Raw genomic sequence first — 12,729 nt, forward strand, 5'->3', positions numbered from 1 at the left:
GCGACATGACCGAACGATCCATCGCGAGCAACCGACTTTTGCAACAAAATCGGTCAAGAGGCGACGTGCCACGGTCACCCGGCGATATCCGGTGTAGAGGGTACAGCTGACATGGCGGATTTATGAGTCCGCGTCCAACCTGACGCGCTTACCGCGACGTCGGCGGCGCGCCCAGATTCCCCGCCAGGATCGCCTTGCCTGCGTCCTCATATTGTGTGTCGCGGGCCTGGATCTGCTGCGCGATCGCATGCATGTCGCGAAACCGCCGCTCGAACGGATTCTTCGCAAACACCGCCGTTGCGCCCGACATGTGATAGGCGATGTCGACCACGGCGGCCGACTGGTGGATGGTCCAGGTCGAGGCGATGCGGATTGCGATGCGATGTGCCTCGCTGATCGGATCGCCGCGGGTGAGATCGCTCCAGACCTCGTTCGCCGTCGCATACAGATAAGCGCGCGCGGCGCGCAGGCTCGCCTCGGTGCGGCCGATCTGGCCCTGCACGGCGTTGTTGTCGCGCATCGCCTTGACGCCCTGCGGGGTCTTGCCGCGGGCGAGCTCGGTCGCCGCATCCAGCATGGCGCGCGCGACGCCGAGCGAGGTCGCGGCAAAGCCCATGCTGAACACCATGTTGGTGGAGAGCTTGTAGAGCGGGCCGCCTTCGCGGCACGCGCTGGGGTCGTCGCGTAGCGCGGCGAATTTGTCCGGGATGAAGAGATTGTCGACCGAATAGGAATCGGTGCCAGTGCCCTTCAGGCCGATCACATCCCAGACGTCGTACATCACGGCTTGCGACACCGGAAACAGGATGGTGCGGATCTCCGGCGCGCCGTCGGCCTTCCTGCGCGGCGAGCCGTCCGCCTCGACGACGCGGACATGGGCGCCGAGCCAGCTCGCCTGCCGCGAGCCCGAGGCGAAATCCCAGCGTGCAGTGGCGCGGTAGCCGCCAGGCTCAGCGCGGACCTCATGGGCGATCGCGCCCCAGGCGAGGATGCCGGGCGCGGTGTTGAAGATCTCGTTGGCTGCGTCGGGCGCGAGATAGGCCGCGGTCATGGCGCAGACGCTGCACTGGCCGAGGCACCAGGCGGTCGAGGCATCGGCCTTGGCGATCTCCTCCTGCATCTGCATGAAGGCGTCCAGCGTCGCCTCGGCGCCGCCGAAACGCTTCGGCAGCAGCGCACGATAGAGCCCGTTCTCGACCAGGGCCGCGGTGACGGCAGGCGTCAGCCGCCGTGTCCGTTCGATCTCGTCGGCTTCAGCAATGATCAGCGGCGCCAGCGCGCGCGCCCGCTCGACAAGGTCTACTCCCTGCGGCTTGTTCATGCGTGTCCTCGGCCCCTTCCGACGTTCTTGTTGGGCGGGTTGAGGCGATGGTGGCCCATCCGGCAAAGGAGGGCAAGGCGGGGCGGCGCCGATGCAGATCAGCTATCCATCGCGGCCGCGCGATGCATGCAGCCGCGCTCAGGCGGCGGCGCGGCCGAGATCGAGCGAGGGCTGGCGCTTGGTGGAGAAACTCAGCGCCACCGCGACCGCGGCAAGGCCGATCGCGAAGGAACCGGCGTGCAGCCACGTGTAGCCATGGAACGTGTCGAACACGTAACCGCCGGCCCACGGCCCGAGCGCCATGCCGAGGCTCGCGAAGGCCGACACCGCGCCGAACACGGTGCCCATGATGCGCGCGCCGAAGAACTCGCGCACCAGCACGGCATAGAGCGGCATCACGCCGCCATAAGCGAGCCCGAACACGACGGACAGCGCGTAGAACTCACCGAGCTGCGCCACCGCCAGATAAGTCGCGATCGACAGCGCCTGCACCAGGAGGCCGCCGACCAGCACCGGCTTGGCGCCGAGCCGGTCGGCCAGCACCCCGAGCAGCAGCCGTCCGCCGAGCCCGGAGAAGCCGGCGAGGCTGTAGACCGTGACCGCGGTGAGCGGCGCGATGCCGCACACCATGGCGTAGGACACCATGTGGAAGATCGGGCCCGAATGCGCCGCACAGCAGGCGAAATGCGCCAGTGCCAGCGTGATGAATTGCGGCGTGCGCAGCGCCTGCGCCACGGTCCATTCCGCTTGCGGCGCATTGCCGGCCGTTGCGATCGCAACGTTCGTTCCCTGCGGCGCCGGGCGCACCAGGAACGATGCGGGGATCAGCAGCACCCATGCGGCGATGCCGATCACGAACATCGCAAAGCGCCAGTCATAGGCCGTGATCAGCCAGCTGGCGGATGGCGCGACCGTCAGCGGCGATACGCCCATGCCTGCCGACACCAGCGCGACGGCGAGGCTGCGATGCTTGTCGATCCAGGCGCTAGCAAGCGCCATCATCGGTGCATAGAAGCTGCCGGCGGCGATCCCGATCAGCACGCCGAAGCAGAGCTGGAATTGCCACAGGGTCTTTGCCTGGCTTGCCGTCACGAGGCCAAGCCCGAGCAGCAGGCTGCCCGCCAGCACCACGACGCGGGTGCCGAAGCGGTCGGACAGCGCGCCCCAGGCGAACGCTGCAAATCCCATGCAGAGGAAATCCAGCGTCGCGGCCGCCGAGACACCGGCGCGCGACCAGCCCATCGCATCCGAGATCGGCTGCAGGAACACCGCGAGCGACAGCATGGTGCCGAAGCCGACGCAGGTCATCAGCGCGCCCGCGCCGACGACGACCCAGCCATAGTCGAACCGAGCGTCCTTGCTCATGCGTTTCCCCGGCGCTGTTGTTTATTGTGGTGCGCGCAGCGAGGATGGTGGCCTATCCGGGGTCCGGGGGCAATATGACGGGCAACATGCCTCTCATTCCGGGATCAGCGGATTGTGCGTTGCATGCGCAAGATGTCGCGGCGACGCGTGGCTAGCCGCACTGCCAGGCGCGGCCGATCGGCGTCCAGACCCAGCACGGGCCGTAGCTGCCGCCATTGTAGCGCCCGCCGCCATGGAAGCCGGGCCGGCCGAAATAGTGCCAATCGCCGCCATAGTAATATTCCGGCGAAAAGTCCGGATAGCCGCGGGCGGCGCCGCGCGGGCCGAGCACCGGAATGGTCTCGTTGGGCGGCTGGCGGTAGCCGGGCAGGAAGCCGTAGCCATGCCAGCGGGTAGAGCCGTGCCGCTTCTTCGAGGAAGCGGCCGCGCTCAGGTCCGGCTGCAGCAAAGCGAGGATGACGATCGAGAGAGACAGGATACGCAACATGCGAGGAGCTTAGTCGGGCCGCCGCGCCGTGGCGATTCAAATCATGGTGCGTTTTGTTGCCGGGACAAGAATGGGCAACAAGTGCGCCTGCGACAGCGTGTCAGCTATCCGGCTACTGTGCATGGGGTTGTTTTCGAGATTTTCGATCAGGACCGGTCCGGCGCTGATGTCGTCAGGCTGGCGACGGGCCGTGACCGCGTCTCAGCTATCCACCTTGAGCGCGGCGATGAAGGCTTCCTGCGGAATGTCGACCTTGCCGAACTGCCGCATCTTCTTCTTGCCTTCTTTCTGCTTCTCCAGGAGCTTGCGCTTGCGCGTGATGTCGCCGCCGTAGCACTTCGCGGTGACGTCCTTGCGCAGCGCGCGCACGGTTTCGCGCGCGATCACCTTGCCGCCGATCGCCGCCTGGATCGGGATCTGGAACATGTGCGGCGGGATCAGCTCCTTCATCTTCTCGACCATGGCGCGGCCGCGGCCCTCGGCGCGGGTGCGATGCACCAGCATCGACAGCGCGTCGACCGGCTCGGCGTTGACCAGGATCTGCATCTTGACCAGGTCGGCCGGCTTGTAGTCGGTCAGATGGTAGTCGAACGAGGCGTAGCCCTTGGAGACCGACTTCAGGCGATCGTAGAAATCGAACACCACCTCGTTGAGCGGCAGATCGTATTTCACCATCGCGCGGGAGCCCACGTAAGTGAGCTCCTTCTGCGAACCACGGCGGTCCTGGCACAGCTTCAGCACGCTGCCGAGATATTCGTCCGGGGTGAGGATGGTGGCCTCGATCCACGGCTCCTCGATCTCGGCGATCTTGACCACGTCCGGCATGTCGACCGGGTTGTGGATCTCGAGCTCGGTGCCGTCGGTCAGCTTCATCTTGTAGATGACGCTCGGCGCGGTCGCGATCAGGTTGAGATCGAACTCGCGCGACAGCCGCTCCTGGATGATCTCCAGATGCAACAGCCCGAGGAAGCCGCAGCGGAAGCCGAAGCCGAGCGCAGCGGAGGTTTCCATCTCGAAGGAGAAGCTGGCGTCGTTCAAGCGCAGCTTGCCCATCGCAGCGCGCAGCGTCTCGAAATCGTCGGCGTCGACCGGGAACAGGCCGCAGAACACCACCGGGATCGCCGGCTTGAAGCCCGGCAGCATTTCGGTGACCGGCTTCTTGTCGTCGGTGATGGTGTCGCCCACTCTCGTGTCGGCGACTTCCTTGATCGCCGCGGTGATGAAGCCGATCTCGCCGGGGCCGAGCTCGTCGACCTGCTGCATTTTCGGCGTGAAGAAGCCGACGCGCTCGATGTCGTAGGCAGCACCGGTGCCCATCATGCGGATGCGGCTGCCCTTCTTCATCACGCCGTCGACGACGCGGATCAGAACGACCACGCCGAGATAGACGTCGTACCAGCTGTCGACCAGCAGCGCCTTCAAGGTCGCGTCGCGGTCGCCCTTCGGCGGCGGCAGGCGGGTGACGACGGCCTCCAGCACATCTGGCACGCCAAGGCCGGTCTTGGCCGAGATCATCACGGCGTCGGAGGCGTCGATGCCGATCACGTCCTCGATCTGCTGCTTGACCTTCTCGGGCTCGGCCGCGGGCAGGTCGACCTTGTTCAGGACCGGCACGATCTCGTGACCTGCGTCGAGCGCATGATAGACGTTGGCGAGCGTCTGCGCCTCGACGCCCTGGCTGGCGTCGACCACGAGCAGGGAACCCTCGCAGGCCGCCAGCGACCGCGAGACCTCGTAGGCGAAGTCGACGTGGCCGGGCGTGTCCATCAAATTGAAGATGTAATCCTTGCCGTCCTTGGCGCGGTAATTCAGCCGGACGGTCTGCGCCTTGATGGTGATGCCGCGCTCGCGCTCGATATCCATCGAATCGAGCACCTGCTCCTTGCCCGCCATTTCGCGATCCGACAGGCCGCCCGTCATCTGGATCAGGCGGTCGGCAAGGGTCGATTTGCCATGGTCGATATGGGCGACGATGGAGAAGTTGCGGATGTTCGAAATCGGGGCAGTTGTCATGGGGCGCGGGATAGCATCCGCACCCCCGCACGGGCAACCATATTGCGGTATTTTGCAGGGGTGTGACGGCGAATCACGGCCGTGTTTCAGTCAGATCCGCCGTGATCGATTTTCGGGCATGTTTCTGCTAGGTGTTTCGGCCCAAAACCGTGGATCTGACGATGCGCTGGACCCTTCTCGCCGCCGGATTGCTCGCAATGTTGTTCGCCGCGCCGGCGGTCGCCGACAAGCGCGTCGCGCTGGTGGTCGGCAATTCGACCTATCAGAACGTGTCGCGGTTGCAGAATCCGAAGGGCGATGCAGAGCTCGTGGCCGGCACGCTGCAGCGGCTGGGCTTTGCGCTGGTCGGCGGGCAGGCCCAGGTCGATCTGGACAAGGCCGGTTTCGATGCTGCGATCCAGCGCTTCGGCAGCCAGCTGATCGGCGCCGACGTCGCGCTGTTCTACTACGCCGGCCATGGCATCCAGGTGCGCGGAACGAATTATCTGGTGCCGGTCTCGGCGAATCCAGTGCGCGAGGCCGATGTCGATTTCCAGATGGTCGATGTGGGCCTCGTGCTGCGGCAGATGGAAGGCGCGGGCACGCGGCTCAACATCGTCATCCTGGATGCCTGCCGGAACAATCCGTTCGGCGGGCGCGGCCTGCGCGCCACCGATGGTGGCCTTGCCCAGATCCGCGCGCCCGAGGGCACGCTGTTGTCCTATGCGACCCAGCCTGGCAACGTCGCGCTCGACGGCGATGACGGTCACAGCCCCTACACGCGCGCGCTCGTCGACACCATGCAGAAGCCCGGGCTCGACGTGCTGCAGGCCTTCAATCAGGTCGGCCTCGTCGTCAAGCGCGCGACCGGCAGCGCGCAGCAGCCCTGGGTCTCGACCTCGCCGATCGACGGCTCGTTCTATTTCGCCGGCAACGCGCCGGCTCAGGTCGCGACCGCCGATCCGCCGGCGACGGTGATCCCACCGACGCAAAGCCTGCCGCCGCCAGCTCTGCCTTCACAAAACGTGCCGCCGTCGGCACCGCCGGTGGTGCGCACGCAATCGGACTTCATCATTGCGGATTCCGACAGCCGCCTGCTGTCGGAGAGCGATCTCAGGGTGCTCAGCAAGGACGATCTGCGGATCGCGCGCAATGAAATCTTCGCGCGGCGCGGGCGCTACTTCAACGCGCCAGACCTGACCGCGCGCTTCAGCAGGTTCGCATGGTATGTGCCCCGCTCATGGGATCCGCCGCTCAATGAGATCGAGAGTGCGAATGTCGCGCTGATCGATCGCTTCGAATCCGGTGGCGGCGCGACGCAAAGCGGTTTCATCTTCCCGGATTCCGATCGGCGTCTCTTGACGCCTGCCGATCTGCGGCGGCTGTCGCGGGACGAGTTGCGGATCGCACGCAACGAGATCTTCGCCCGCAGGGGACGCTATTTCGATTCCGCCGATCTCAAGGCGTATTTCGCCCGCTTCCCCTGGTATGCGCCGAACAGCTGGAATCCGAAGCTGAATGCGATCGAGGAGGCCAATGTCGCGCTGATCGATCAGGCCGGAAAGCGCTGAATGGCCGCGCGCTGGCCCGCCTGCATCGTTGCTCTGCTGGCGCTGCTGCCGCCGCTTGCGCATGCTCAGAGCAACAGCGAACTGCTCGACCGCCTGGTGCGCGCCTATCCCGACGCGCTGTCCGCCCATGACGACACCACGATCACCTGGCGCGACGGCACCGTGATGCCGGTCGACGACGGCGTCTCCGGCAAGCCATTCGATCAGCTGCTGCGTAATGCCTCGATCCTCGACCAGATGCGGCAGCCTTATCCGTCCGGGCCGGCGGCGCCACCGGCCACGAATGTCGATCCCGGCCGCTTCCGCAACGAGGCCTTCTTCAAGAAGATGTATGGCGATTGCAACACGGCCGAGGTCAGGCGGAACCTGGTGACGATCACCTGGCTACCGCGGTCCTGGGGCAAGCCGGTTCAGGTCACCCGGGTCAACGGCGTCGCCGAGCGTCTCAAGCAGGTCTCCGCCGAGATCGATGCGCTCGATCCGGCGCTGCGCGCCGCGGCCTTCCCGATCGCGGGTGTGCTATCTTGTCGCGCCGTCGCCGATACCGGGCGGATGAGCATGCATGGCTACGCGGCCGCGATCGACCTCAACCTGAAGGTCTCGGATTACTGGCTATGGGCGGGCAAGGGCAGCGGGACCATTCCCTATAAAAACCGGATGCCGCGCGAGATCGTCGACATTTTCGAGCGCCATGGCTTCATCTGGGGCGGCAAGTGGTACCACTACGATACCATGCATTTCGAGTACCGGCCGGAGCTTCTCGAGAAGTGAAGGGGCCGGTTGGAGGCGTTCTCACGCCAAGCTGATTACACTGGCCACAAAAACGCGCTAAAGCGCGATGAAACGCTGGTGAGCAATCACTCATCGTTCCTTCCGCTTCCATTCGGCATGATCTTTCCAGGAAACCACTTTCCACGTTTCCGGGTCATGCCTCAGGCACAGGCCATGTCGACCGCCACCGCTCTCCCTGCCGCAAGGCGCACCACCCGCAGACTGACGATCCGGCGGATCGCCGCCTGGATTGCCTCCCGCGCCGTCGATCCCAGGACCAGCCTGTGGTTCGTGATCGGCTTCGCGTTGGTTCACGCGGTGCTGTGGACGCTGATCCTGGTCAAGCTCAAGGCTGCGCAGGACGTCCATATGGATGTCGCGGAGGCCTATGCCTGGGGCCAGCGCTTCCTGCTCGGCTATGGCAAGCATCCGCCGCTGTCGGGCTGGATCGCCGGGGTCTGGTTCAGGATCTTCCCCGTCACCAACTGGTCGACCTACGCGCTTGCGATGGCAACCGTCAGCTTCGCGCTGGTGGTGTGCTGGCTGATCGCACTGCGCGTCGTCGATCGCCGCCGTGCGTTCTTCATGGTGGTGATGCTCGCGCTCTACCCGATCTTCAATTTCAAGGGCTTCAAATACAACGCCGACCTCGCGCAGCTGGTGCCGTTGCCGCTGCTGGTGCTGGCTTATCTGAACGCGTTCGAGAAGCGCAGCTTCAAATCGGGGCTCTTGCTCGGCTTTGCCGGCATGCTGGCGCTGATGACCAAGTACTGGGTGGTGACGATGATCGGCGCGATCGGGCTTGCCGCGCTGATCCATCCGCAGCGCATGCAATTCCTGCGCTCGCCGGCGCCGTGGGTTGCGATCGGCACGATGGTCGTGACGATGATCCCGCATCTGGTGTGGCTGGAGGAGGTGAACTTCGTGCCGTTCACCTATGCCGGCGACGTCTACGCGCTGTCGAGCCGCGAGCTCAACGTCCAGCTCGTGATCGGCTACATCATACACAATCTCGGGCTGCTCGCGATTCCGACCGTGCTGGGCCTGGTGGCGCTGCTGCTCGGGTCGGTGCCATGGCGGCCGTCGGACGTGCTGGCGCGGATCTGGTCGCGCGGTCCCAATCCGGCCGTCAATCTTCCTCAGGCGCTCAACATCTGGATCATCCAGTCGATCGTCGCGATCGGGCCGCCGCTCGGCGCGCTGGCCTTCACCGTCTATATCAAGACCGATTGGGGCATCCCGCTGTTCTTCCTGGTGCCGCTTGCGCTGGTTGCGATCCCTTCGCTGCGTTTCCCGCGCATGGCGCTGTTCTCGATCACGGCGGTCTGGTTCGTGGCCACGATCGCCACGCTGATCGCCGCGCCCAGCATCGCGACGCAAGAGATCGCGTCCAACCGTGTCGGCGGCTCGACCTACGCCGCGCGCTCCGAATTGGCGCGCGAGCTGACCCAGACCTGGCAGGACAGATTCCATTCGCGCTGGGCGGTGGTCGTCGCACGCTCCGACATCGGCGAGCCGATGACGTTCTACAGTCCGGATCATCCGGCCTCGCTGGTGCCGGGCGAAGCGTGGTCGTCAGGACTGACGTCGCTCGACGAAGCCAAGCGCCTCGGCTTTATCGGCGTCTGCGACACCACCGATCCGGTGTTCCTGCAGCCATGCGAGGCGTGGATGGCCGAGCATGCCAAGAACGCCGAGCCGATGGTGATGAACACCATGCGCTTCTTCAACGGCCATCCCGGTCCGTCGACGATGTGGAAGGTCTATCTGGTGCCGCCGGCGAAGTAGCGCTGGGGCATTGTAGCCAACTGACTTGATCAGTCGCCAGCGCGGTTTCCGTCACCCCCGCGCAAAGGCTTCGCCTTTGTCGCTGGAGGTGCGAGCGGAGCGAGCCTCGAAGGATGAATCGGCCACCGGCGGGGCCATCGACCCTTCGAGACGCGCGCGATGCGCGCTCCTCAGGGTGACGGTGATGGCCTGGCGTAGCGGCGCGAGGCCCGCCGTTACGTGCCTTCTTCGTTGAACTTGCTGGCGACGAGCTCGGCGATGGCGTCCAGCGCCTGCTGTGCTTCGTCGCCTTTCGCGGAAACCACGACCGTGGTGCCGGGCCCTGCGGCCAGCATCATCAGGCCCATGATCGAGGTGCCGCCGACGGTCTCGCCACCGCGCGTCACCCAGATCTCAGCGTTGAAGCGCTCGACCAGCTGAACGAACTTGGCCGATGCCCGCGCATGCAGGCCGCGCTTGTTGACGATCAGGAGTTCACGCGAGATGGCGCCCGCTGGCACGCCCGGGCCGACATGATTTTCGCCCGGGGCCGCGCCGCTCATTTGCCTGCGAGAACGCGGCTGGCGATGGTGACGTATTTGCGGCCGGCTTCCTGCGCCATCGCGATCGCGTCGGGCAGCGAACGCTCTTCGCGAACCTTGGCGAGCTTGACCAGCATCGGAAGATTGATGCCCGCGAGCACTTCCACCTTCGGGCGGCTCATGCAGGAGATCGCAAGGTTCGACGGCGTGCCGCCGAACATGTCGGTGAGGATCGCAACGCCGTCGCCGCTATCGACGCGGTTCACCGCTTCGATGATGTCGCTTCGACAGAGATCGGAATCGTCCTCGGCCCCGATCGTAATTGCTTCAATTTGTTTCTGCGGACCCATGACGTGTTCGAGCGCGGCTCGGAACTCGTCGGCAAGGCGCCCATGGGTCACCAGCACTAGACCAATCATCGGAAACTCCTCGCGGGCGCCCTTTGGTGCACCGCACGAACGCGCCACTTTGACCATCCAGAGGCCCTGCGCAAGAGGGCATCTTGGCTAGTCTCCCGGTTCCTGGCGGTAGAGAGGGGAGGCTGCGCCGGCAAAATCCGACGCGATAGTGGATGTGATATGGTTACCAATTCCCTTCCCACAATTGGCCGCAAGATTACGGGAGGATGAACTTTCAGGTTGTCGTCAGCGCAGCGACAACCAGCGGCAGGGGTTGGAAGCCTGCCGGCACGGGAATTCGCGGTATTGAAACACCATTAAGGCTGATCTTGAGCGCCTCGGGCGGCGGTAGCCGCTCGGCATCGTCGGCAGCAAGGTCGACGATCAGGCCGACCACGGCCTCGCCTGCGAACGGACAATGGCGGATTCCGAGGCCTCGGATCTCGATCAGACCTGCCAATTGCTGTGCCGGGCGAACCCACAATTGTTCGCCGGCTGTGTCGAGATGGACACGGTCATCGCCCACCAAAATGGCCGGCGGAAGCGCTCCGGTACGTCCGGCGAGAATCAGATCGAAGGCGAGGCGCGACTTGCCGGCGCCCGACGGACCGCGGATCAGCACCGCACGCTCGCCGACCAGAACGGCGGATGCGTGCACGCTTGAATTGTCGCTCATAGTGTCGGCAGCCTGACCACGAAACGCGCGCCGGCGACGGTGGGCTTGCCGTCTTCGTCCGCAGGGCCCGCGCGGTTCTCGGCCCAGATGCGTCCGCCATGCGCTTCGATGATCTGCTTGGAGATCGAAAGCCCGAGGCCGGAGTTCTGGCCAAAACCCTGGTGCGGCCGGTCGGTGTAGAAGCGCTCGAAGATCCGCTCCAGCGCGTCCTCGCCGATGCCGGGGCCGTCATCGTCGACCACGATCTCGACCTCGCCGCGGGTGCGGCGGCAGACGATGCGCACCTTGTCGCCCGGCTTGGAGAACGATTGCGCGTTCGACAGCAGGTTCGAGATCACCTGGCCGAGCCGGGAATCATGGCCGGGCACCGAGAGCGTGTCGGTCGGTCCGCGGCCCTCGAAGCGGGCTTCGACGGCGACGTCGTGGCCGAGCCGGGTCTCGTTGGCAACGCTGGTCAACGTGGTCAGCAGCCGGCGCAGATCGACGGGCGCCATATCCTGGCGCTGCAATTCGGCGTCGAGCCGGCTGGCGTCGGAGATGTCGGAGATCAGGCGGTCGAGCCGTCTGACGTCATGCTCGATCACGGCGAGCAGCCGCGCGCGGCTGTTCTCGTTGCGCGCCAATGGCAGCGTCTCGACTGCGGAGCGTAGCGAGGTCAGCGGATTCTTCAGCTCATGGGCGACATCGGCGGCGAACATCTCGATCGCCTCGATGCGGCTGTAGAGCGCGTTGGTCATGTCGCGCAGCGCGCCGGAGAGATGGCCGATCTCGTCGCGGCGTCCGGTGAAGTCGGGAATCTCGACGCGGGTCTGGATGCGGTTGCGGACGCGCTCGGCGCTTTCGGCGAGCCGCCGCACCGGGCCCGCGATCGTGCTCGCCAGCAGCAGCGACAGCATGATCATGACGGCGGATGCGACCCCGCCGATCTTGAGGATCGCGAGCCGCTCGGACATCACCAGCTGATCGATGTCGTCGCCCTGCGTGGTCAGCATCAATGCGCCGCGCACGGCGCGGAAATGCTGCACCGGAACGGCAACCGACACGATGATCGCGCCGCGATCGGTGACGCGCACCGCGCTGCCCTTCATGCCCTCGAGCGATTGCGCGACTTCGGAATAGCCCTTGCCGCCTTCGGGGCCGAGCTCGCGGTAGATCGGCAGGTCGCCGCGATTGAGCCAGGTCTTGATCGTGGCCCTGGTCTTCTCATACAGCGACGGCTTCTCGGACGGCGGCGGCAGCTCCATGCGCAGCACGTCGCCGCGCGCGAATAGGTTGCGGCTGTCGAGGATCAGGCCGCCGTCGCGGTCGAAGATGCGGGCCCGCGTCTTGGTCGGCGCGATCAGGCGGCGCAGGGTCGGCGCGACGCGCTCGGGATTGATCGGAAAATCCGCCGATTCATCCGGCTGGCCAAAACTCTCGCCGGGCTTGAGGTCGAGCAGCCGGTCGGGATCGATGGTGACGGTATTGCCTTCGACGGTCGCGGATGCCGCGATCGCCTCCGAGATGATCTCGGCATAGACCAGAAGGCTCTGCGTGCGCGCCTCGATCAGGCCGGCGCGGAACTGCGAGAGATAGAGGATGCTGGCGACCAGCGCGACGAGGCCGGCGAGGTTAAGCGAGACGATGCGGCGCGTCAGGCTCGAGAACGACAGCGCGAAGAAGAACTGGCCGGCGCGGCGCACCCAGCCGAGCGGACGGCGCCAGCCCTTGTCCTGCGCCAGATCGTCGGCCACGGCCTCTTGATCGAGGAGCTGCGATGCGTCCTCGGTGTTCAGTCCCTGCTCGAGCTGCGTTCGATCAAGCACTGGCAAAGCTGCCGGTTGGTATGGATGTCGTCCC

General features: G+C 65.5%; 11 protein-coding genes. 3 read left to right on the top strand and 8 right to left on the bottom strand.

All coding sequences use genetic code 11. From position 1 onward, the window contains the following. Positions 1-148: 148 nt before the first annotated feature. The 4 genes from CO675_RS37415 to lepA form a co-directional block, all read right to left on the bottom strand. Positions 149-1,321: an acyl-CoA dehydrogenase family protein gene (locus CO675_RS37415; RefSeq protein ID WP_097676888.1), complete on the bottom strand. Its 1,173-nt coding sequence runs from the start codon at positions 1,319-1,321 to the stop codon at positions 149-151. Positions 1,322-1,459: 138 nt separating this feature from the next. Further along, entirely contained in the window at positions 1,460-2,686 is a 1,227-nt protein-coding gene (locus CO675_RS37420; RefSeq protein ID WP_097676889.1) for an MFS transporter, read from the bottom strand. Between the two features lie 151 nt (positions 2,687-2,837). Further along, complete coding sequence (locus CO675_RS37425; RefSeq protein WP_097676890.1) at positions 2,838-3,173, bottom strand: hypothetical protein; 336 nt, start codon at positions 3,171-3,173, stop codon at positions 2,838-2,840. 201 nt (positions 3,174-3,374) lie between these two features. After that, positions 3,375-5,186: a translation elongation factor 4 gene (gene lepA, locus CO675_RS37430; RefSeq protein ID WP_097676891.1), complete on the bottom strand. Its 1,812-nt coding sequence runs from the start codon at positions 5,184-5,186 to the stop codon at positions 3,375-3,377. Positions 5,187-5,347: 161 nt separating this feature from the next. Here lepA and CO675_RS37435 point away from each other — a divergent pair, with 161 nt between their 5' ends. The 3 genes from CO675_RS37435 to CO675_RS37445 all read left to right on the top strand — a co-directional run bounded on the left by CO675_RS37435 (position 5,348) and on the right by CO675_RS37445 (position 9,295). Beyond that, the gene (locus CO675_RS37435) at positions 5,348-6,736 is read left to right on the top strand and encodes a YARHG domain-containing protein (RefSeq protein ID WP_097676924.1); all 1,389 of its coding nucleotides are present in this window, start codon (positions 5,348-5,350) and stop codon (positions 6,734-6,736) included. Then, complete coding sequence (locus tag CO675_RS41230; protein ID WP_097676892.1) at positions 6,737-7,507, top strand: M15 family metallopeptidase; 771 nt, start codon at positions 6,737-6,739, stop codon at positions 7,505-7,507. It begins immediately after the preceding gene. Between the two features lie 174 nt (positions 7,508-7,681). Further along, positions 7,682-9,295, top strand: a complete 1,614-nt coding sequence (locus tag CO675_RS37445; RefSeq protein WP_097676925.1) for a glycosyltransferase family 39 protein — start codon at positions 7,682-7,684, stop codon at positions 9,293-9,295. A gap of 215 nt (positions 9,296-9,510) precedes the next feature. On the opposite strand, the gene CO675_RS37450 is transcribed toward CO675_RS37445, so the two are convergent. The 4 genes from CO675_RS37450 to CO675_RS37465 all read right to left on the bottom strand — a co-directional run bounded on the left by CO675_RS37450 (position 9,511) and on the right by CO675_RS37465 (position 12,695). Further along, positions 9,511-9,837, bottom strand: a complete 327-nt coding sequence (locus CO675_RS37450; protein ID WP_097676893.1) for an HPr family phosphocarrier protein — start codon at positions 9,835-9,837, stop codon at positions 9,511-9,513. Continuing rightward, a complete protein-coding gene (locus tag CO675_RS37455) occupies positions 9,834-10,235 on the bottom strand; it encodes a PTS sugar transporter subunit IIA (RefSeq protein WP_021076632.1) in 402 nt (133 codons plus the stop codon). The genes CO675_RS37450 and CO675_RS37455 overlap by 4 nt, the downstream gene beginning before the upstream one ends. A 214-nt stretch (positions 10,236-10,449) precedes the next feature. Next, complete coding sequence (locus CO675_RS37460) at positions 10,450-10,890, bottom strand: HPr kinase/phosphorylase (protein ID WP_097676894.1); 441 nt, start codon at positions 10,888-10,890, stop codon at positions 10,450-10,452. Continuing rightward, positions 10,887-12,695 carry a sensor histidine kinase gene (locus CO675_RS37465; protein ID WP_198964885.1) on the bottom strand — a complete coding sequence of 603 codons (1,809 nt, stop codon included), beginning with the start codon at positions 12,693-12,695 and terminating at the stop codon, positions 10,887-10,889. The genes CO675_RS37460 and CO675_RS37465 overlap by 4 nt, the downstream gene beginning before the upstream one ends. Between the last annotated feature and the right edge of the window lie 34 nt (positions 12,696-12,729).

The sequence above is a fragment of the Bradyrhizobium sp. C9 genome, from assembly GCF_002532045.1.
Taxonomy (GTDB): Bacteria; Pseudomonadota; Alphaproteobacteria; order Rhizobiales; family Xanthobacteraceae; genus Bradyrhizobium.

What these genes read in the sequence shown, in the direction of transcription:
- CO675_RS41230 (WP_097676892.1), top strand. Translation starts at nt 6,737, where the DNA reads ATGGCCGCGCGCTGGCCCGCCTGCATCGTTGCTCTGCTGGCGCTGCTG.
- CO675_RS37415 (WP_097676888.1), bottom strand. Translation starts at nt 1,321, where the DNA reads ATGAACAAGCCGCAGGGAGTAGACCTTGTCGAGCGGGCGCGCGCGCTG.
- CO675_RS37420 (WP_097676889.1), bottom strand. Translation starts at nt 2,686, where the DNA reads ATGAGCAAGGACGCTCGGTTCGACTATGGCTGGGTCGTCGTCGGCGCG.
- CO675_RS37435 (WP_097676924.1), top strand. Translation starts at nt 5,348, where the DNA reads ATGCGCTGGACCCTTCTCGCCGCCGGATTGCTCGCAATGTTGTTCGCC.
- CO675_RS37425 (WP_097676890.1), bottom strand. Translation starts at nt 3,173, where the DNA reads ATGTTGCGTATCCTGTCTCTCTCGATCGTCATCCTCGCTTTGCTGCAG.
- CO675_RS37460 (WP_097676894.1), bottom strand. Translation starts at nt 10,890, where the DNA reads ATGAGCGACAATTCAAGCGTGCACGCATCCGCCGTTCTGGTCGGCGAG.
- lepA (WP_097676891.1), bottom strand. Translation starts at nt 5,186, where the DNA reads ATGACAACTGCCCCGATTTCGAACATCCGCAACTTCTCCATCGTCGCC.
- CO675_RS37445 (WP_097676925.1), top strand. Translation starts at nt 7,682, where the DNA reads ATGTCGACCGCCACCGCTCTCCCTGCCGCAAGGCGCACCACCCGCAGA.
- CO675_RS37450 (WP_097676893.1), bottom strand. Translation starts at nt 9,837, where the DNA reads ATGAGCGGCGCGGCCCCGGGCGAAAATCATGTCGGCCCGGGCGTGCCA.
- CO675_RS37455 (WP_021076632.1), bottom strand. Translation starts at nt 10,235, where the DNA reads ATGATTGGTCTAGTGCTGGTGACCCATGGGCGCCTTGCCGACGAGTTC.